The 19,619-nt window shown below is 73.9% G+C and carries 12 protein-coding genes; 1 reads left to right on the forward strand and 11 read right to left on the reverse strand.

What is annotated here, in order from left to right:
- Positions 1-19: 19 nt before the first annotated feature.
- The 8 genes from WA788_RS23900 to WA788_RS23935 form a co-directional block, all read right to left on the reverse strand.
- On the reverse strand, positions 20-2,575 hold the full coding sequence (locus tag WA788_RS23900) for a SpoIIE family protein phosphatase (protein WP_335980784.1): 2,556 nt from the start codon (positions 2,573-2,575) through the stop codon (positions 20-22).
- A gap of 233 nt (positions 2,576-2,808) precedes the next feature.
- Positions 2,809-5,445 (reverse strand): SpoIIE family protein phosphatase, encoded by a 2,637-nt coding sequence (locus WA788_RS23905; RefSeq protein WP_335980646.1) that lies wholly within the window; start codon positions 5,443-5,445, stop codon positions 2,809-2,811.
- A 115-nt stretch (positions 5,446-5,560) separates the two neighbouring features.
- Positions 5,561-5,749 (reverse strand): SPOR domain-containing protein, encoded by a 189-nt coding sequence (locus WA788_RS23910; protein WP_335980649.1) that lies wholly within the window; start codon positions 5,747-5,749, stop codon positions 5,561-5,563.
- 169 nt (positions 5,750-5,918) lie between these two features.
- Positions 5,919-6,671: a GntR family transcriptional regulator gene (locus tag WA788_RS23915; RefSeq protein WP_335980650.1), complete on the reverse strand. Its 753-nt coding sequence runs from the start codon at positions 6,669-6,671 to the stop codon at positions 5,919-5,921.
- A gap of 161 nt (positions 6,672-6,832) precedes the next feature.
- Positions 6,833-7,888 carry a DUF4190 domain-containing protein gene (locus WA788_RS23920; protein WP_335980651.1) on the reverse strand — a complete coding sequence of 352 codons (1,056 nt, stop codon included), beginning with the start codon at positions 7,886-7,888 and terminating at the stop codon, positions 6,833-6,835.
- Positions 7,889-7,914: 26 nt separating this feature from the next.
- Positions 7,915-8,436: a DinB family protein gene (locus WA788_RS23925; protein ID WP_335980653.1), complete on the reverse strand. Its 522-nt coding sequence runs from the start codon at positions 8,434-8,436 to the stop codon at positions 7,915-7,917.
- Positions 8,437-8,502: 66 nt separating this feature from the next.
- Positions 8,503-9,294 carry a ferritin-like domain-containing protein gene (locus tag WA788_RS23930; protein ID WP_335980656.1) on the reverse strand — a complete coding sequence of 264 codons (792 nt, stop codon included), beginning with the start codon at positions 9,292-9,294 and terminating at the stop codon, positions 8,503-8,505.
- A 135-nt stretch (positions 9,295-9,429) separates the two neighbouring features.
- The gene (locus tag WA788_RS23935; RefSeq protein WP_335980658.1) at positions 9,430-11,355 is read right to left on the reverse strand and encodes a carbohydrate-binding module family 20 domain-containing protein; all 1,926 of its coding nucleotides are present in this window, start codon (positions 11,353-11,355) and stop codon (positions 9,430-9,432) included.
- Positions 11,356-11,749: 394 nt separating this feature from the next.
- Between WA788_RS23935 and WA788_RS23940 the strand changes: the two genes are divergently transcribed.
- Entirely contained in the window at positions 11,750-13,933 is a 2,184-nt protein-coding gene (locus WA788_RS23940) for an ATP-binding SpoIIE family protein phosphatase (RefSeq protein ID WP_335980660.1), read from the forward strand.
- A gap of 115 nt (positions 13,934-14,048) precedes the next feature.
- On the opposite strand, the gene WA788_RS23945 is transcribed toward WA788_RS23940, so the two are convergent.
- Genes WA788_RS23945 through WA788_RS23955 form a run of 3 tightly spaced genes read right to left on the reverse strand, consistent with a single transcriptional unit; the run spans position 14,049 to position 19,445 of the window.
- A complete protein-coding gene (locus WA788_RS23945) occupies positions 14,049-16,802 on the reverse strand; it encodes a bifunctional YncE family protein/alkaline phosphatase family protein (protein WP_335980663.1) in 2,754 nt (917 codons plus the stop codon).
- Positions 16,803-16,806: 4 nt separating this feature from the next.
- The gene (locus tag WA788_RS23950) at positions 16,807-18,507 is read right to left on the reverse strand and encodes an ABC transporter permease (protein ID WP_335980665.1); all 1,701 of its coding nucleotides are present in this window, start codon (positions 18,505-18,507) and stop codon (positions 16,807-16,809) included.
- Positions 18,504-19,445: an ABC transporter ATP-binding protein gene (locus tag WA788_RS23955; protein WP_335980667.1), complete on the reverse strand. Its 942-nt coding sequence runs from the start codon at positions 19,443-19,445 to the stop codon at positions 18,504-18,506. Before WA788_RS23955 ends, WA788_RS23950 begins: the two co-directional genes overlap by 4 nt.
- Between the last annotated feature and the right edge of the window lie 174 nt (positions 19,446-19,619).

The following is a 19,619-nucleotide window of genomic DNA, read 5'->3' on the forward strand; positions in this document are numbered from 1 at the left end:
GGCGGGGCGTACGGCGGGGTCAGAACATGCTGAGCAGGTCGTCCACGGACGGGCCGGCCGGCCCCGGCTGGTCGCCGCCGCGCAGCGCCAGCTCGAACCAGACGGTCTTGCCGCGGTGGGTACGGCGGCTGCCCCAGCTCTGGCTGAGCATCGCGACCAGTTGCAGGCCGCGGCCGCCCTCGTCGGTGTCCCGGGCGCGGCGGCGGCGTGGCTGCATCAGCGCGTTGTCCCACACCTCGCAGACCAGGGTGCGGTCCAGCAGCAGCCGGAGCCGTATGTCGCCGTAGCCGTGCCGCAGTGCGTTGGTGACCAGTTCGCTGACGAGCAGTTCCGTGGTGTCCACCAGGTCGCCCAGGTCCCAGTCCAGCAGCTGGTCACGGGCGAGTTCGCGGGCGCGGGCGACGGAGGTGGGCTGCGGTGCGAGCGTCCAGTCGCCGACCTGGTCGGCGGGCAGCCCGCGGATACGGGCCGTCAGCAGCGCGATGTCGTCCTCGCCGTGGGCGGTGTCGAGGGTGGCCAGGACGTGGTCGCAGACGTCCTCCAGCGGCCGCTGCGGGCCGGCCAGTGCGGCGCGGAAGGCGTCCAGGCCCTCGTCGAGCGGGTGGTTGCGGGACTCGACCAGCCCGTCGGTGTACAGGGCGAGCAGGGCGCCCTCGGGCAGTTCGACCTCGACCTCCTCGAACGGCTCGCTGCCCACCCCCAGCGGCACCCCGCGCGGCACCTCGAGCAGCAGCGGGTCCTCCCCCGGTTCGACCAGGACCGGCGGCAGGTGGCCGGCGTTGGCGATGGTGCAGCGGCGGGTCACCGCGTCGTAGACGACGTAGATGCAGGTGGCGAGGTAGACCTCGGCGAGGTCCATGTCGGCGGGGTTCTTCGAGCGGCGGGTGCGGCCGGCGGAGGAGGAGCCGAGCCCTTCGGCGACCTCGTCCAACGCGCCGAGCACCTCGGCCGGTTCGAGGTCGAGCATGGCCAGGGTGCGCACCGCGGTGCGCAGTTCGCCCATCGCGACGGCCGCGCGCAGCCCGCGGCCCATCACGTCGCCGACGACCAGCGCGGTGCGGTGGCCGGGCAGTTCGATGACGTCGAACCAGTCGCCTCCGACCTCGGTCTCCATGCTGCCGGGCAGGTAGCGGCAGGCGATGTCCAGGCCGGTCGCCTCCGGGTCGTCCGGGGGCAGCAGGCTGCGCTGGAGGATCAGGGCGCGTTCGTGCTCGCGCCGGTAGAGCCGGGCGTTGTCGAGGAAGATGGCGGCGCGGGCGGCCAGTTCCTCGGCGAGCATCCGGTCCCGCTCGGTGAACGGCTCGCTGCCCTTGGCCCGGGAGAACTGCACCAGGCCCAGCACGGTGTCGCGGGCCACCATCGGCACCACCAGCGTGGACTGGACCAGCGGGGTGCCGCCCAGGTCGTGGCCGCCCTCGCCGTCGAGCACCTGGAGCTGGGCGGTGCGCAGCGCGCGGGCGGCCGCGGAGGAGAAGCGGAAGCGGTGCACGGAGCCGACCGACACCGGTCCGTCGCTGGGCTCCACGTCGTCGTCGCCGGCCATCGCCACCGGGGCGTCGGACACCGAGCTGGCGAAGGCGACCCGGCGCACCTCGCCGCTGCCGTCGGTGGTGCCGGCCAGGTCCTCCGCGCCGGACAGCAGCGCCTGGTAGAGGTCCACGGAGGCGAGGTCGCAGAAGTGCGGCACCGCCACGTCGAGCAGTTCGCGGGCGGTGGTCTCCAGGTCGAGCGAGGTGCCGATGCGCGAGCCGGCCTCGTTGAGCAGCGCGAGGTTGCGGCGGGCGTGGGCGGCCTCGCGCTCGGCGCGCTGCCGTCCGGTGACGTCCATCGCCAGGCCGGCGACGCCGATCGGGCGGCCGGAGTTGCTGTGCAGCCGGTACAGCGAGATGGACCAGCGGCGGCGGGCCGGGTCGCCGGGCACGGTCCCGACCAGCGGCATGTCCAGCACCGCGTCGCCGGTCTCCAGCACCTGCCGCAGCGCGGCGGACAGCCGGTCGGCCTCCACCCGGGACAGGAAGTCCTGCGGGCCGCGGCCGGGCTGCTCGGTGGGGCGGCCGAAGACCGCGGCGAAGCGCTCGTTGACCCGGACCAGGCGCAGCCGGGTGTCGAAGAGCACGAAGCCCATCGGGGACTGCCCGAAGACGGCCTGGGAGGCGGCCAGGTCCGTCTCGATCTGGCGCAGCGCGGCGACGTCGACCGCCAGGCACAGCGCGCCGTGGTCGGCGGGCATGACGTAGACCTCGGCGCGGCCCTCCGCGCCGGACGCGTCGCGGTAGGGCACCAGGCCCTGCCACTCGCGGCCGTCGAGGATCTGCGCGAGCCGCTCGTGGGCGCGCGGCTGGACGTCCGGGGGTGCGAAGGCGGCGATCGGGTCCATGCCGACGGCCTCGGCGGCGGTCAGGCCGAAGAACTCGGTGGCGCGCTCGCTCCACTGGTCGATGCGGCCCTCGCGGTCGAGGGAGAAGGACGCGAGACGTATGTAGTCATACAGGGACCCGGGCGGGCTGGACTGCCAGACGCCGGCATGTGCCGCGTCCGCGTCGTCGTCGCCGGGCGAAACCGCCCCTGCTGGCATGTCGCTCACTCGCCCGACCCCTCCAGCTCAGCACACTTGGACCGGTTGGAACCGAGTATTCAGCATGCGGACCGTCCAGCACACGGTCTTGTGGATCACAGCATCATCTCAGCTCCTGGGGCGCGGGGCCATCCCCGGAACACCACGGTCGCACCTCGCGCTCCCGCCCCTTCGGCATACCCGCGACAGGGCTTCCGAACCCTCGTGCCCATGGTGCCCCGGATGCCGGTGCGTCAGGGCAACGCCAGCTCGAACCAGACGGTCTTGCCGAGCGATCCGTGCCGGGTGCCCCAGCGCCGGGAGGCGCCGGCCACCAGTTGCAGGCCGCGGCCGCCCTCGTCCTCCTCGCCGGCCACCCGCTCCCGCGGCGGGTCCGGCAGCGGGTCGGAGACCTCCACCAGCAGCGAGGCGCCGCGCACCATCCGCACCCCGATCGGACCGTGCGCGTACCGCAGGGAGTTCGTGACCAGCTCGCTGACGAGCAGCACCGTGACGTCCGACAGCGACGGCAGGCCCCAGGCGGTCAGGGTGTCGCGCACCCGGCGGCGGGCCAGCCGTACCGCGCTGGCCTCGGCGGGGAAGGTCCAGGCGACGGTGGAGCCGGCCGGCAGGCCGCCCAGGCGGGCCAGCAGCAGCGCGACGTCGTCGGGCTCACGGTCGGGGTCCATCGAGGCCAGCAGGGCGTCGCAGGTGTCCTCCAGCGAGCCGGTCCGCCCGCACAGGGTGCGCCGGACCCGCTCGATGCCCTGGCCGATGTCGTGGCCGCGGGACTCGACCAACCCGTCGGTGTAGAGCACCAGGACCGCGCCGTCGGGGACGTCGAGTTCGGCGGCCTCGAAGCGGACGCCGCCCACGCCCAGCGGCACCCCGGTGGGCAGGTCCAGGACCCGGGCGAGGCAGCGCGCCGGGTCGGCCCCGTGCTCGACCAGCACCGGCGGCGGGTGCCCGGCCAGGGCGATCGCGCAGCGCCGGGTCGCCGGGTCGTAGACGGCGTACGCCGCGGTGGCCATCCAGCCCTCGGTCCGGTCCTGGGCGAGGTCGTCGCCCAACTCGTTGACCCGGCGCAGCAGTTCGTCGGGGGGCATGTCGAGTCCGGCGAGGGTGCGGACGGCGGTGCGCAGCCGGCCCATGGTGGCGGCGGCGACCATGCCGTGGCCCATCACGTCGCCGACGACGAAGGCGAGCCGGCCGCCGCCCAGCGGGATGACGTCGAACCAGTCGCCGCCGACCTCCGCGCCGCTGCTGCCGGGCACGTAGCGGTAGGCGATCCGCACCCCCGGCGGCTCGGGCAGGGCGCGCGGCAGCAGGCTGCGCTGGAGGGTGAGGGCGCCCTCGCGCTCGCGGACGTACAGCCGCGCGTTGTCCAGGGCGGCGCCGGCCCGGTCGGCGAGTTCGACGCCGAGCGCCAGGTCGTCCCGGTCGAAGGGCTCGCGGTCGCGGGTCCGGGCGAGCATCAGCAGCCCGAGCACCACACCGCGGGCGCGCAGCGGCAGCACCAGCGCCGAGGTGACGCCCAGCTCCAGGGCGGCGAGCACCTTGGGGTCGCCGGGGTAGGTGGTGGCGCGCAGTTGCTCCTCGCCGTCGAGCAGCGCCGGTTCGCCGCCGGCCAGCACCGTGCCGAAGACGGACCGCCGGGTGAAGCCGACCGACTGGCCGCGTTGCAGCATCCGTTCGGCCGGCGGGGTCCAGCGCACCGCGCCGACGCCGAACTGCCGCAGCGGCTGGCTCTCGCGGAACCCGGCGGGCGGCAGGTCGCCGCCGACGGCGACCGGCGCGTGCAGGACCACCGAGGCGTACTCGGCGAAGGTGGGCACCAGCACCTCGGCGAAGATCTCGGCGATCCGGCGCACGTCCAGCACGCCGGCGATCCGCGAGCCGACGTCGTTGAGCAGCGCGAGCCGGCGGCGGGCGCGTTCGGCGCGCTCGGCGGCCTGCATCCGCTCGGTGACGTCGATGACGGTGGCGCTGACGCCCAGTACCCGCCCGGCCCGGTCGACCAGCCGGTGGTAGGACAGCGAGCGGTGGCCGCGGCCGTTCGGGCCGGGGGCGACCACGTCGACCACGGGCTTGCCGGTCCGGAGGACGTGCTGCTGGATCGTGGCCAGTTCGCGGGCGGTGGCGCCGTCCAGCAATTCGTTGACGCGCAGGCCCAGGTGCTCCTCGCGCGGCATGCCGTTCATGGCGGCGAGCGCGTCGTTGACCCGTACGTAGCGCAGGTCGCGGTCGAGGATCGCGACGCCGAGCGGGGAGGAGTCGAAGAGGGCGTCCAGGGAGGCGAGGTCGTGCTCCAGGGTGCGCAGGCGGCTGGTCTCCACCAGGGAGGCGAGGACGAACGGGCGGCCGTCGCCGTCGACGAGCAGGCTGGTGCGGGTGTCGACCTGCACGGTGTGGCCGTCGCGGTGGCGCAGCGACAGGACGCCGCTCCAGCGGCCGGTGCGCAGGAGTTCGGCGATGATCTGCTCGGGGCGGGCCGCGTCGGTGGCGGCGGACGGGGCGTCCTCGGCGGCTTCCGGCGGCGGGGCGTCCTCAGCGGCTTGCTCGGACGGCGGGGCGTCGGCGGTGTCTGCCGGCGGCGGTGCGTCCGCGGAGGGCTCGGGTTCGGGGAAGGGCTCGGGCGGGCCGAAAAGGCCGCCCACCCTGCGGCCGACGATGTGCTCGCCCGCCCAGCCCAGGACCTCTTCGGCCAGCGGGCTCCACAGCAGCACCCGGCCGCTGGTGTCCAGCATCACGACCGCGACCCGCAGGGTGTCCAGCAGCGGCCCGGACGCCCGCGGCCCGGCGAAGGCGCTCGCCTCGAGCCCGCTGGGCGGGGCGTGGCCGGGCGGGGCGTGGTCGGGCGGCGTCCGCGGGTCGTCGCCGCTGGCGCTCATCCGTCGCACCCCCGACCGGGTCGGGCCGGGCATGGGCGCACCCGGCCACCGTGAGAGGTTTTCCCCTCTTACCCGATATTGCCCCTTTCTGCGCGGGTGCGCGCGGAGGGAGCCCTCACGCGTCGGCCGCGCGGGGCACCACCGGCTCGATCACGTACTGCTGCGGCGGGCCGACCCGGTCGGCGGGATAGGTCAGCGCCTCGGCCACCCGCTCGGCCTCCGCGCGCGTCGCATACCGGCCCACCCGGTAGCGGTTGCCGCCCTCATCCTGCCGTATGAGGACCCAACCGAACTCCGACGTCACCGCGCCACCCCTCCTTCGCGCCCGCCCACCGCGTCCGGTCCGGCCCCGTGCTCGGGGAAACGGCGGCGCGCATATGCCCGACCCTACGCCCGAGGATCACCCGGCGGGTACGGATTGACACGAAGAGAGATCGATTCGGCCACCCGCTCGACCGGAACGTGACGGCCCGTCAGCGTACCGGAAGGTGGTAGACCGCGCGGTAGCGCTCCGCCGGGATCACCACGTCGGCCGTCTCGACCGGCCGTCCCGACGCGAAGTACGTGCGGCGGATCTCGATCACGATGTGCCCGGGCACCCCGCCGAGCGCCGCGGTCTCCTCGGCCAGGCCCGGGCGGGCGCCGACCTCCTCGGCCATGTGGTCGACCAGGACGTCGATCGCGGCCATCCGCGGCACCACGCCCTGGCCGCCGACCGGCCCCTCCTCCGGCAGCAGCACCGGGGTGCGCGCGGTCAGGGCCAGCGGCTCCCACGAGGTGGAGAGCATCGACGGCTCACCCTCGGCGCGGAAGAGGTAGCGGGTGCACATCACCCGGTCGCCGGTCTGGATGCCCAGCCGCTCGGCGACATCGGCCGAGGCCGGGCCCTGCACGCTGTGGGACTCCCAGCTGCCGGTGCGCGCCTCGTCCGCCTGCTCCTGCCGGAACGGGCTCGGCGCGCCGGTCGGCCGGAAACCGCTGCGGACGACCTTGCGCCGCTCGGGCCGCTCCCGCACATAGGTGCCGGAGCCGGAACGGCCCTCGACGTACCCCTCCGCCATCAGCACCTTGCGGGCTTCCAGGGCCACGGTGTCCGAGACGCCGTAGTCGCTGCGGATACGGGCCTGCGAGGGCAGGCGGGCGTGCGGCGGCAGGGTGCCGTCGAGGATCTTGCGCCGCAGGTCCCCGGCGACACGAAGGTAGGCAGGCTGCTCACCGAAGGCCACGTGCCCCTCCCAGGGGTTGACTGTGTGCGACAGCTTGGCAACCCTCGGTGCGCAACCGCAAGCCCTCCCCTGGGTATCACCCAGCGTGTGGTGGCCGGATCAGAGCGGAAGGTGCTCCGACGTGTGCCGCCGCCGGGCTCGGTGCGGGCTCGCGTGAGCGGTCAGACGCCCACTCCTCCCGCGTCGCCGCCGTCGGACGAACCCCCGTCGGACGAACCGCCGTCGGAGGAGCCCCCGTCGGACGAGGAACCGCCGTCGGAGGAGCCCCCGTCACCGCTGCCGCCGGACGAGGAGCCGCCGCCGTCGCGCACCGAACCGGTCACCTTGGCGTCGACGTCACCGAAGAAGCAGGTCACCGTGCGGTCGCCGTCGTCCCACAGGGACTTCTGCGGTCCGAAGAAGAACAGCCGCATCCCGTCGTCCAGCGAGCGGCCGTCCAGGTACTCGCCCATCTGCTTGCCGCAGGTGGCCTGGGCCTCGCTGGTGATCGCCGCCTCGCCCGGATAGGAGCCGTTGGTGCTCGGGTCGAGGGTGTAGGTGTAGAACGCCTCGGCGTCATGCGGCTTGGCGCAGTCGACGACGTTCACCGAGCGCGACACCCGCTCCCCGCGCTCGATCTCCTCCAGGGAGTGCCCGGTGGTGTTGAAGCACTGGCCGGCCTTGATGTCCGCGACCTCGGTGTTGCCGTCGTCCAGCGCGCCGGTCGCGCCGAGGACGATCAGCAGCACGACGAGCAGGGTCGTGACCGAGTTGATCGTGATGCCCGCGATGGCCAGCCCGCGGCCGCGCTGGCCCTGCCGCCGGCCCTGCTTCAGCCCGCCGATGCCCAGCCCGATGCCGAGCAGCGGCACGCATGTGAACGAGGTGACCAGCGAGGCGATCGACAGGCCGTTGGTGGTGCGCTCGGCGGCGTACCAGCCCTGCGGATTCTGGTACGGGTACGGCGCCGGGTAGGGCCCCGGCAGCCCCGGGCCGCCGGGCGCCGCGTACGGATTGGGGTTCTGGTACGGGTTCGGCTGCTGCGGGTAGGGCCCCGGGCCCGCGCCGTAGGGCGGCGCACCGTCCGATGCGTACGGCGAAGACTGCCCGTAGGGCGGCTGCCCGGCGCCGTACGCCGCGCCGGAGTCGTACGGCGATCCCGAGCCGGAGTAGGGCGGGGCGGGTGCGGGAGGCGGCGGCGGAAGGTCCTCGGGGGGCGGCGGCGGGGATATGTCCACCAGGGGAGTTTACGATCCCCTTACCCCTACGCCCCCACGGTCCCGTCGACTCCTTCGCGCAGGAAGTCCGCGTGCCCGTTGTGCCGCCCGTACTCCAGCAACACGTGCACCATCACCATCCGCAGGCTCACGTCTTCCTCCCACCGGGGCTGGTGGCCGGACACGTCCAGGGACGCGGCCGCCGCCTCGATCCGCCGGGACGCGGCGACCTCGGCCTCCCACACCGGGAACGCCTCGGCCCGGGTCGACGCGCTCGCGTCGTACGCCGCCTGGAAGTCGACCTCGCCGTCCTTCGCCCACACCATCGGGGCACCGGGGTCCTCGAAGACGCGGCGGAACCAGGTCCGTTCGACCTCGGCCATATGGCGGACCAGGCCGAGCAGCGTCAAGGCCGACGGCGGCATCGACCGCCGCCGCAACTGCTCGTCGTCCAGCCCCTCGCACTTCATCGCCAGCGTCGCCCGCTGGTAGTCCAGGAACGCCCGCAGCGTCTCCCGCTCCGTGCCGAAGCTCGGCGGCCCGATCCGCGTGTCCACACCCTCGCCCATGCCCCGCAGGCTATCCGTGTCCCCCGGGGGACGGCTCCTCATATAAGTGCGGCCGCCGTACGGGGGTCAGACGGCGGTCTGCGGCTCCGGGGCCGGGGTGGTGCCGAGGGCGTTGCGGCGCGCGGGCATGGTGAGCGTGGTCATGCGGCGCCAGCCGTGGAGGCGGTCGTAGAGGTAGGTGAGGTGGATGCCGAAGCGCAGCAGCGCCGCGGTGGGCGCGGGCCAGTGCAGGATGCGGCCCATGCGGGCCATCACCGCCAGGCTCACGTCGCGGTGCACCCGGATCTCGGCGTGCGCGCAAGCGCGCAGCACGCGGTGGATGGCGCGGCCGTGCCCGGCAGCGGCCAGCCGCAGCAACTCCTCGTGGCAGTAGGCGAGGTGGTTGTCCTCGTCGCGCGAGATGACCCGCATCGCGCGGCCGATCTCGGGGTGCCCGGCGAAGTACCGCAGCAGCACGGCCATCTGCTCGGACGCGCGCTGCTCGGTGACCCGGCTGTGCGCGAGGTACGTGACGATGTCCTGCTCGCTCAGCGCCTCGTCGCGCCGCAGCCGGCTGTGGGCGAGCCCGATCCCGGCGCGCTCCAGCAGCATCGTGTAGTCGGTGTCGGCGGGCACCGGCACCGGCTCCAGCCCGCGTTTGCGCAGCAGCGCGGTGAAGATGCGGCCGTGCTTGTCCTCGTCGGCGCCGTGCCGGGCGATCTTCGGGGCCAGCTCACGCTGCGAGGGCGGCACCAGCGCGGCGATCCGGCCGTTCTCCCAGCCGCCCTGTGCCTCCCCGCTGGCGGCGATGGAGCAGAAGAGCCGGTAGGAGTCGTCGTTGTCCACGATCGACGTGAACAGGCTGCGGACCGACAGCATCCCCATGCTCCTCTCACCGTCCGGCAGGTATCAGCAGCAGTCAAGGCCGCGCCTGCCGCCCCCGCAACCGGAGCGCGGCCCCGGTTCGCCCGTCCGGGCGAACCGGGGTGCGCGCGTCCTCGTGCCTGCGCGGCGCTACTTCCAGGTGTCGTCCAGGGTGCCGCCGGAGCCGCCGGTGTCGGCGGTGCGGTTGTCGCCCGACTCCCATGTGACGTTCCCCGCAGCGTCCTTGAGGATGTACTTGTACTCGAAGGACGTGTTCGCGGGGAGGTCCACGGTGGCGCTCCAGTCGGTGCCGTCGGTGGAGTCCAGCGCGACGGCCCGGCCGGTGTCCCACTCCCCCAGTCCGGCGATCGACCCGGCCACGTAGACCTGCTCGCCCGACGGCGCGGCCTCGGTCTCGTGGAACGTCTCGGCGACGGTGCCGGTCGGCGGGCTGGTCGGGGGCGTGGTGGTGGCGGTGCCGGCCTGGTAGAGGGCCACCGAGTCGTGGGCGGGCACGGTCACCGTGGCGGTGCCGTCCTGGCCGACGGTGACGGTGGACCCGGTGCAGCCGCCGGAGGAGGTGGGGTCGCCGTGGATGACGTCGCAGTACGTGCCCGCGGCCAGGCCGGTGGTGAAGGTCTCGGTGACCGCGGAGTCGCCGTTGTCGATGCCGATCCACGCCTGGTCGCCGCGGCTGAAGGCGATCGCGTCGGCGCCGTTGTCCCACCAGTTGGCGACGCTCTGGCCCTGGGCTGCGTTGTGCCAGCCGACCATGTTCGCGATGCCCTGCACCCGGTCGGTGCACACCCAGGCGGCGGAGGAGCAGTCGGTGCCGGTGACGAAGCCGTTGCCGTCGGCCGGCGGGGAGTCGTCGGAGCTGTTGAACGCGAAGCCGGAATACACCGTCGGGGCGCCGTATCCCCAGGCGAGCATGAACTCGGTGGCCAGCGTGTACTGCGAGCCGTTCTTGTAGTTCAGGGTGCTGCCGTTGCGCTCGGTGTCGTGGTTGGTGACCATCGCGCCGTCCTTGTCGGACGGCTCCAGGCCCCAACTCTGGCCGAACGTCTTGAGGCCCGCGATGTTCCCCTGGAACTGCGACTTCATCGCGTTGGCGTAGTCGAAGCCGATCACGCTGCCGTTGGACTCGAACGCGGACGGCGCGAGGTTGCCGCTGCCGCCGAGCGCGACCTCCTGGAGGACGTAGGGCCGCGCGCCCCACTGGGTGTCGGAGAGCCGGGACTCGATGTTCGCCAGGTCGGACTGGTTGATGTGCTTGGCGGCGTCGACCCGGAAGCCGTCGACGCCGTAGCCGATCAGCTTGTTGAGGTAGCCGGCGATCTTGCCCCGCACGTCGTCGGTCTCGGTGTAGAGGTCGGCGAGGTTGGACAGGTCGCACTCCTGGACCTGGGTCTGGCTGTTCCAGTCGTCGATGGCCAGGTCGGAGTTGGGGCAGTTGGCCGGCGAGGTGTGGAAGTCCGAGGGGCCGTACGGGACTTCGCCGTAGGTCTTCGCGCCGACGTCGAAGCTGTCGCCGCCGTAGGAGTCGGTGCTCGACTGGTCGTTGCCGGACATGTGGTTGATCACCGCGTCGGCGTAGACCTTGACCCCGGCGGCGTGGCAGGCGGAGACCATCGCCTCGAACTGCGCCTCGGTGCCCATCCGGCTGTCCAGGTCGTAGCCGACCGGCTGGTAGATCTCCCACCACGGGTGCGAGCCGGACAGCCGGATCGAGTCCTCCGGCGGGGAGACGAGCACCGATCCGTAGCCCTTCGGGCCGAGTTCGGTGGTGCACTCACTGGCCACCGACGGCCAGTTCCACATGAAGAGGTTGGCGGTCACGTCGCTGCCGTTGCCGCCGGTGGCCGCCGCGGTGGCGGGGCCGGCGTGCGCGGTGCCCTGGACGGCGGCGAGCGGTACCACCGAGCCGGCCACGAGCGCGGCGGCGGCGAGCAGCGCCCGGCGGACCCGCGAGCGGGCGGACGGCGGTCGTGCGGAGGGGAGTTGCGGGGTGGGGGGTTGCGCGGTGGGCGGTTCCGCGCCGTGGGGGGGATCGGCGCGGTCTGGTGAGCGAAGCATGGAGGGCTCCCGCTGATCGTGGCGGACTACGGCCTGCGTACGCGACCACCCGGCTCCGACGCGCCTCGGACGAGCGGTCCGGCGGCCCTCCCGTGGGCCGCCGCAGCCAACCGCCGTGACGGGCACGGCGGTTGAACGCGAGGTAGACCATGCTCCGGAGCGGCGGTGCCGTCAAGACGTGCTGCAACAGTTTTCCTCGACTTGCAGAAAGATTGCGCAGTGCGGGTGCGGGGCAGGAAGCTCCGCCCCCTGCTGACACGGGTGCCGTAGTAGGCGCCCGATCCGAGCCTTATCCGAGCCCGCAACGCCTCCCCGTACGAGCTCCGGGCCGCCGCGGGCGGGGGTGCGGCTTCTCCGGCGCGCGGGCCGGAGGGGGGCGCGTTTCAATGGGCGTATGGGTTCGAGCGGGCCTGGGCGAACGACCGACGCCGCCGGGCCGGAGGAAGCGGTGCGCCGGGCGCGGGGCGACGCGGCGCTGGTGGTGGACGCCCGCGGCACCGTCGTGAGCTGCACCCGGCGGGCCGCGGCGCTGTTCGGCTGCGCCGCGGACACGCTGTGCGGCCGGGACGTCACCGAGCTGTTCGAGAACCCGGAGACCTGGCCGGTGCTGAGGTCGGGGGCGCTGGAGGGCCGGCAGAACACCGGCGGGGTGGTGCTGCTGCGGCCGGGCGGCGGGACGCTCCACGTGCGGCTGCGGGTGTCGGTGCTGGCGCCGGAGAGCGCGCACGGCCCGCCGCTGCTGCTGCGGATGGCGCAGGGCGGCCCGCCGGGTTCCGGCGGCCTGGCGGAGCCGGACGCGGCGGGCGCCGACGGCGACGGGCCGCGCGCCGAGGACGGCCCGCTGCGGCTGCCGCGGCTGGCCACCGCGGACGAGGGCGACGCGCAGCCGTCCGGCCTGCGGTACGCGTCCGCCGCCGCGATCGGCGGCTCGCTGGACGTCGCCCGCAACGCCGAGGACCTGGCCGACGTGCTCGTACCCGCCTTCGCGGACCTGGCCGCGGTCGACCTGACCGTGTCGGTGCTCCAGGGCGAGGAGCCCGGCCCGTTCACCGGGGACACGCCGCTGCGCCGGGTGGCCGTGGCCGGCACCGGCGCGTGGCCGCCCGAGCTCTATCCGCCCGGCGCCACGCTCACCATCGGCAGCGACGCGAGCCAGCAGGTGCGGCACGGCGCCTCCGGGGTGCTCTCCGACCTCGCCGACCTGCGGGCGCTGCTGCCGGAGGAGGAGATGGTCCGGCGGTCGCTGCCGCGCGATGCCAGCTCGCTGCTGCTGATGCCGGTGCAGGCGCGCGGTCTGGTGCTCGGCACGGTGCTGCTGTGGCGGATCGGCACGCGGCGCCGGTTCGACGAGTCGGACGCCGCGCTGGCCGACGAGATCGCCTCGCGCGCCGCCCTCAGCATCGACAACGCGCGCCGCTACACCAAGGAGCGGCGCACCGTCGAGACGCTGCAACGCAGCCTGCTGCCAAGGGTGGTGGGCGACAGCACGGCCGCCGAGACGTCCGGCGTGTACGTCCCCAGCGGCACCCCCGAGGGCATCGGCGGGAGTTGGTTCGACGTCATCGAACTGTCCTCCGCCCGGGTGGCGTTCCTGGTCGGCCGGGTGCCCGGGCACGGGCTCGGCGCGACCGCCGCGATGGGCCGGCTGCGGGCCGCGGTGGGCACGCTCGCCGACCTCGACCCGGCGCCCGACGAACTCCTCAGCCATCTGGACGACCTGGTGGTGCGCTTCGCGAGCACCGAGGACAACGACCCGGTGCACGCGGGCATCGAGACCGCGCTGCGCGGCGCGTCCTGCGTCTACGCCACCTACGACCCGCTGACCGGCCGCTGCCTGGTCGCGTCGTCGGGCCACGTCGGGCCGGTGCTGGTGCGGGGCGGGGCCGGCGGAGAGCCGGCCGCGGTGGAGCAGGTCGAGGTCAGTGCCGGGCCGCCGCTGGGCACCGGCGGCGGCCCGTTCGAGATGACCGAGCTGCTGCTGTCCGCGGGGGACGTGCTGGCCTTCCACAGCGACGCCGCGCAGGTGTGGGACGACCCGGCCGCGGCGCGCCGGCGGGCCGCGGTCGAGGAGGTGGCGCGCTCGGCGGCGGCGTCCGGCCGGCCGATGGCGGACGCGGGGCGCGAACTGCTCGGCCGGCTCTCCGACCCGGCGCCCGACCACGACCAGACGCTGCTGCTCGCCCGGACCAGGGAGCTGCCGAGCGACCGGACCGCCGGGTGGCGGGTGACCGCGGGGCCCGAGGCGGTCGCCGAGGTGCGCTCCGGTGTCACCGCGCAGCTGGCCGCCTGGGACCTGGACGAGCTGGCGTTCAGCACCGAGCTGATCGTCAGCGAGCTGGTCACCAACGCGATCCGGTACGCGGGCTCCCCCATCACCGTCCGGCTGATCAGGGACCAGCGGCTGATCTGCGAGGTCTCCGACCCCAGCCAGACCCAGCCGCATCTGCGGCGGGCCCGGCTGACCGACGAGGGCGGCCGCGGCCTGTTCCTCATCGCGCAGCTCACCCACCGCTGGGGCAGCCGCTACACGCCCGAGGGCAAGACCATCTGGACCGAGCAGGTCCTCGCGCCGCGCTGACCGCCGCCGCGAGCACGGGGACGGCGGGGACGGCGGGGACGGCGGGCACGGCGGGCACGGCAAAGCCCCGGCCGGCGCGATGCCGGCCGGGGCCCGGTCGTAGCGGTGGCGCCGGTCAGTCGTCGTTGTCCGAGGAGGGGAGGTAGGCGCCCGGCACGTCGTTCGGGGCGTAGATCCTGCTCTCACCGGGGTACGGCGTGGTCCAGTTGTGCGTCTGGTACCAGGTGAGGTGGTTCATCTGGGCGGGCGGCGCGTAGTCGGGCACCGCGTTGGGCCCGGTCAGCCGCTGCTTCGACTTCCATGTGTTCCACTGCGCCGCCACCGACTTCTCGGCCGCCGGCACGCTCGCCTTCGGCACGGCCGCGGCCGTCGGGTCCTGCGCGGCCGGGGTGTCCACGCCGCAGGACGGCGCGGTGCTCAGGCCGTCGGTCAGCGAGGTGCGGTTGGGCACCGCGGTGAACGGCGTGTAGTCCGGCTTGGCGGTGAACGCGGCCGTCATCGGGCTGGCCGCGCTGTCCTTCTGGTTCATCGGGTGGATGCCGAGGATCTGCTCGATGGTGCGGATCATCGTGATCTGCGAGTAGTAGTGGTCGTCCACCACGCCGTGCTGGGCGTAGGGGCTGATGATCTGGATCGGCGCGCGGTGGCCGTCGACGTGGTCCAGGCCCGCCTGCGAGTCGTCCTCGACGACGAAGATCGCCGAGTCCTTCCAGTAGGAGCTGTGCGAGATGGTGTCGACGATCCGGCCCACGGCCAGGTCGTTGTCGGCGACCTGCGCGGCCGGGCTGGCCGGGCCGCCGGTGTGGTCGCTGGACAGCCAGAACATGTTGAGGTCGGCCGGGCCGTTCTTCTCGAAGTCCTGCTGCCAGATCTGCTCCCGGTAGATGTCCGGGACGCTGGTGTCGAACTTCGGGAAGCCGGGCACCGACACGTTGTTGAGCGACGGGATCGGCGAGGACGAGTCGAGCGGGTAGGCGGTGTTCTGGCCGGTCGCCTTCATGTTCTTCGCGTCGCAGTAGAGGTTCTGCCACGTCGCGTCGGCCGGCTTGGTCAGGAACTGCTGGAACTCGCCGAAGTCGCGCACCGTCTTGCCGGCCGCCTGCGCGCCGGTCCACAGGAAGCCGCTCTTCTGGTGGCCGAGCGCGTCGTCCTCGGTGTCGTAACTGCGGGTGTACTCACCGGCGGAGGACTCGGTGTACTCCGGGTTGTCCGCCTGCATCAGCCAGTTGTGGCCCTCGGCGGAGTTGGTGCCGATGTCGTAGGTGTTGTCGTAGAGCCCGAACTGCGTTGCCAGGGCGTGCTGGTTGGGCGTCACGTTCTCGCCGAACTCGGTGAGCGCCGGGTCGCCGTTGCCCTGCGCCATGTCGCCGTAGAGCTGGTCGTAGGTGCGGTTCTCCTTGACGATCAGGAAGACGTGCTTGATCGTCGACGGGTCGCCCAGCCGGGCCGGGACCGGCACGGCCTTCGCCTTGCGGCCCTTGGCGAGCTGGACGTCGGTGCTGGTCCAGCCGTTCTGCTGGAAGACCTTGGCGGTCTGGGCCCGGATCGCGTTGTCGCTCGGCAGCGTGAAGTGGGTCAGGCTGGAGGTGGTGTCGTGGGTGGCGTGGCCGGCGCTGGTGGTGGGGCGGCGGGCGTCGATGCCGCGGGTGTTGGAGACCACCACCTGCTTGCCGACGGTCGCGATCTCCGCGGGGAAGTAGTCGGTCGGCAGCAGGCCCACGTAGCTGACCGGCTCCTGCGCGCTGTGGTAGCGGTAGACGGCGACCGCGTTGGCGCGGCCGAGGGTGACCAGCAGGTGGCCGTCGTCGGTGAGCGTGACCGCGTCGGGCTCGTAGCCGACCGTCGCCTCGGGCCAGGGCCGGGTGGCGATGGTCTGCACGACCTTGCCGCGGGCGGTGTCGATGACCGACACGTCGTTGGAGGCGGTGTCGGTGACGAACACCGCGCCCTTCTTCGCGTACAGCGCGGTCGGGTGCAGGCCGACGGTGATGCTCGCGGGGGCGGCGGCGGGCTTGGCCAGGTCGATGACGCTGACGGTGCCGGTGGTGGTGGCGCCGGTCACCGGGCTCGCCGGGACCTGGGTGTTGTACGAGTTGAGGGTGGTGTCGCCGCTCTTCGCCGGGCGGCCGCCCTCGTTGCTGACGTACAGCTTGCCGCCGACCCGCAGGATGTCGCGGGGCGCGTTGCCGACCGCCCAGCTCTGCTCGATCGTGCCGGTGGCCGCGTCGATGGCGACCACCCGGTTCTGGCCGTTGACCGCGGAGTAGACGGTCGAGCCGTCGGCCGAGAAGACGGCCGCGCCGACCAGCGCGTGCTTGGCGCCGTCCGCCGGGATCTTGACGGCCACCGGGTCGGCCAGGGTGCCGTCGGTGTTCACCGTGAAACGGGTGTAGCCGTCGGTCTGGCCGAGCCACAGCTGCTTGCCGTCGGGCGAGTACGTCGGGCCCTCCTGGCCCACGTCGTTGCCGCTGATCCGCAGGTCCGCGGCGGCGGAGTTGCCGACGACCTGCTGCACCTTCCAGGTCTTCAGGTCCAGGACCGTCAGCGCGACCCCGCCGTCGGTGACCGCGGCCGCCAGGTGGGTGCCGTCCGGGCTGACCGCGGACGACATGATCTTGCCGTTGTCGATGACCGTACGGGTGCCGTACGGGGCGAGGTACTGGTCGCTGGAGATGACCTGGCCCTTGTCGGTGCTCTGGCCGACCTGTTCGGTGCCGAACTGGTGGGTCTGGGCGAAGGCCGTGCCGGTGGCGCCCAGCGCCAGGGTGGTGAGGCCCGCGGTGACCAGGGCGGTCCGGCGGCCGATGCGCCGGCCGAGGAAGACGAGGCCCGCCTTCTCGACACGCCTTCTGCGGCGTGTTACCTGCATCCGATTATCCCTTCCGGGTGGTGTGGAGCAGTTCGACAGTGCCGTCGAACTGCCAGAGCGGGTTCGGGGCGTCGCCGGTGGCGGACCGTACGAGGAAGTAGCCGTTCACGTCCTTCGGTCCGTCGCCGTCGGCCACGAACCGCCCGTCCGAGGTGACATCGAGCTGGTAGATCGCGGTGCCCGGGGCCTGGACGCCCGGCAGGTGCCAGGTGACGACGCAGCGCCAGTCGTTGCCGGCGCCCTTGGCCGCGACATGGCCGTCGCTCCGGTCGCACGCCGCACCGACCCGCAGTTGGGCCTCGGTGACGGCGGGGCGGTTGAGCTGCGCGGTCTGCATCCGGTACAGGTGGCCGAAGGCGGTGGCGACCGACCGCTGCACCTTGTCCTGGTCGATGCCGGAGCCGGTCGACGGGGTGGCGAGCGCGATCACCGCGCACGTCGCGGCGAGCAGCCCGGCCAGCGGCAGCAGCCCGGCGGTCAGCGCGCGCCGCCCGGAGCCGTCGCCGGTGAGGTTGGTGAAGTCCCGGCGCACGAAGAGCAGATACGCCAGTACGGTCGCGGTGACGGCCCACACCAGGCTCACCGCGACGCCGATCAGCAGCGGGGCGAGCTGCGCCGGAGCGGTGAACAGGCCGTTCCAGGCGATGAAGGCGTAGCCGGGCAGGGCCAGGCGCACCGCGACGGGCAGCGGCAGCAGCTGGGCCAGCTGCATCGCCAGCGCGACGAGCGCGGGCAGCAGCAGGCCCATCGGGGAGCGGCCCAGCACGACCGACCCGAGCAGGCCGATCGCGGCCAGCGCCAGGGTCGGGGCGAGCGCGCAGGCCCAGGCGAGCAGGACGTGTCCGGCCGCGGCGGACGGCGACAGCAGGTGCCCGTCCAGGCCGACCAGCGGGTGGTCGCCGACCGCGGCGAGGCCGCCGGCGATACCGGACGCGGTCAGCCCGACGACGAGCAGCAGGATGACGGTCAGGCTGGCGAGGGCCTTCGCGGCGAAGATCCGGCGGTGCGAGCGGACCGCGACCAGCAGGTGCCGCCAGGTGCCGAGTCGGTCCTCCGCGGCGAAAACGTCCCCGGCGACCAGCGAGGTCAGCAGCGGCAGCGCCCAGCTCCCGGCGAACCCCAGCACCACCAGCGGCCCGGCCCACCCGGTGCCGTGCATCCACCGGCCGAACAGCGTGTCCGACGGCAGCGTGCTCTGCATGCTGACCGCGGCCACGAAGAGCCCGGGCGCGAGCCAGCACACCAGCACCAGCAGCCGGACCCGCCACTGCGAGACGAGCTTCACCAGCTCGAAGCGGTAGCCGCGCGCGACCGAGACGGGGGGCCTGCCGGCGGGGCCGGCGGCGACCGTTGCGGCGGCGGCTGGCGCGTCGGCGACCGGCGCGTCGGCAGCGGGCGCGTCGGCGGCCGGCGCGGCGGCGACCGGCGCGTCGGCAGCGGGCGCGTCGGCGGCCGGCGGGGCCGTGACGGGCGGGTCCGCGGCTTCTGCGGCTTCCACGTCCGGCGGGGCCGCGGCCGGGGCGTGGTAGCCGCGCGCGACCGAGACGGGGCGCCTGCCGGCGGGGCTGGCGGCGACCGTTGCGGCGGCAGCGGGCGCGTCGGCGGCCGACGGGGCCGTGACGGGCGCGTCCACGGCTTCCGCAGCCGGCGGGGCCGCGGCCGGGGCGGCGGTCATCGCTTCCGTGGCGTCCGGGTCGGCGGTCATCGTGCGGTCTCCTGGGGCGCGGTGAGGGTGAGGAAGGCTGCTTCGAGGGGCGAGGTGACGGGGGCGAGTTCGCGGATCGCGACGCCGGCGCCGACCAGGCGGGCCACCAGGGCGTCGAGCGCGGGGACTTCGGCGCGGACGACGAGGATCTCGGCGCCGCGCCAGGGACGGGCGCCGTCCACCACGTCGATCCCAGGGGTCTTTGCGGCGGCGCGGCGGGCGGCGAGCAGGTCGGAGGTGAGCAGGCGGTAGTCGAGCGCGGAGTTCGCCGCCGCGAGGCCGCTGAGCGGGCCGGAGAAGACCACCCGGCCGGTGGCCAGCAGGGTCGCCTGGGAGCAGAGCGCCTCGATGTCGTCCATGCGGTGGCTGGAGACGACCACGGCCGCGCCGTCGGCCGCGAGCCGCCCGAGCACGTCGTGCACGTGCTTCTTGCCCGCCGGGTCCAGGCCGTTGGACGGCTCGTCGAGCACCAGCAGCCGCAGCCTGGTCAGGAGCGCGGCGGCCAGTCCCAGCCGCTGGCGCATCCCCAGGGAGTAGCCGCGTACGCGGTCGTCGGCCACGTCGGTGAGCCCGACCTCGTCGAGCGCCTCGGCGATCGCGCCGCCGCGCGGGTCCTGCCCGCGCAGCGCGGCCAGTGCCGCGAGGTTCTGCCGGGCGGTGAGCGAGGGGTACAGGCCCGGGCCGTCGACGAAGCCGGCGACGCCGTCGGGGGCGGCGAGCGCCCGGCCGACCTGCGTGCCCAGGATGTCCAGCCGGCCGCCGTCGGCGACGGCCAGGCCCAGCAGCAGGCCGAGCAGCGTGGTCTTGCCCGCGCCGTTCGGCCCAACCAGGCCGTGCACCTGTCCCTGCGCCACCTCCAGATCGATGCCGTCGAGGGCGACGACGTCGCCGAAGCACTTGGTGATTCCCTGAGCCCGGACCGCGAGCGGTGTGTCCATGAGTCCCTTCCCCAGCTGAGCCTCAAGGACCATAAAGACCGCACACAGCCCCTCCACAGGCCGCGAGTTGAACACTTGCCGAACAGCGGGCAGCCGGCAGCACCCCAGTGGATACCGGGGTCGTAACGACGCAACACGGACGGCCGGACCGGGCCGGGGGCACAGGTACGCTCC

The sequence above is a fragment of the Streptomyces sp. CA2R106 genome, assembly GCF_037034245.1.
Taxonomy (GTDB): Bacteria; Actinomycetota; Actinomycetes; order Streptomycetales; family Streptomycetaceae; genus Actinacidiphila.

What these genes read in the sequence shown, in the direction of transcription:
- WA788_RS23930 (WP_335980656.1), bottom strand. Translation starts at nt 9,294, where the DNA reads ATGCTGTCGGTCCGCAGCCTGTTCACGTCGATCGTGGACAACGACGAC.
- WA788_RS23925 (WP_335980653.1), bottom strand. Translation starts at nt 8,436, where the DNA reads ATGGGCGAGGGTGTGGACACGCGGATCGGGCCGCCGAGCTTCGGCACG.
- WA788_RS23900 (WP_335980784.1), bottom strand. Translation starts at nt 2,575, where the DNA reads ATGCCAGCAGGGGCGGTTTCGCCCGGCGACGACGACGCGGACGCGGCA.
- WA788_RS23955 (WP_335980667.1), bottom strand. Translation starts at nt 19,445, where the DNA reads ATGGACACACCGCTCGCGGTCCGGGCTCAGGGAATCACCAAGTGCTTC.
- WA788_RS23940 (WP_335980660.1), top strand. Translation starts at nt 11,750, where the DNA reads ATGGGTTCGAGCGGGCCTGGGCGAACGACCGACGCCGCCGGGCCGGAG.
- WA788_RS23905 (WP_335980646.1), bottom strand. Translation starts at nt 5,445, where the DNA reads ATGAGCGCCAGCGGCGACGACCCGCGGACGCCGCCCGACCACGCCCCG.
- WA788_RS23935 (WP_335980658.1), bottom strand. Translation starts at nt 11,355, where the DNA reads ATGCTTCGCTCACCAGACCGCGCCGATCCCCCCCACGGCGCGGAACCG.
- WA788_RS23950 (WP_335980665.1), bottom strand. Translation starts at nt 18,507, where the DNA reads ATGACCGCCGACCCGGACGCCACGGAAGCGATGACCGCCGCCCCGGCC.
- WA788_RS23945 (WP_335980663.1), bottom strand. Translation starts at nt 16,802, where the DNA reads ATGCAGGTAACACGCCGCAGAAGGCGTGTCGAGAAGGCGGGCCTCGTC.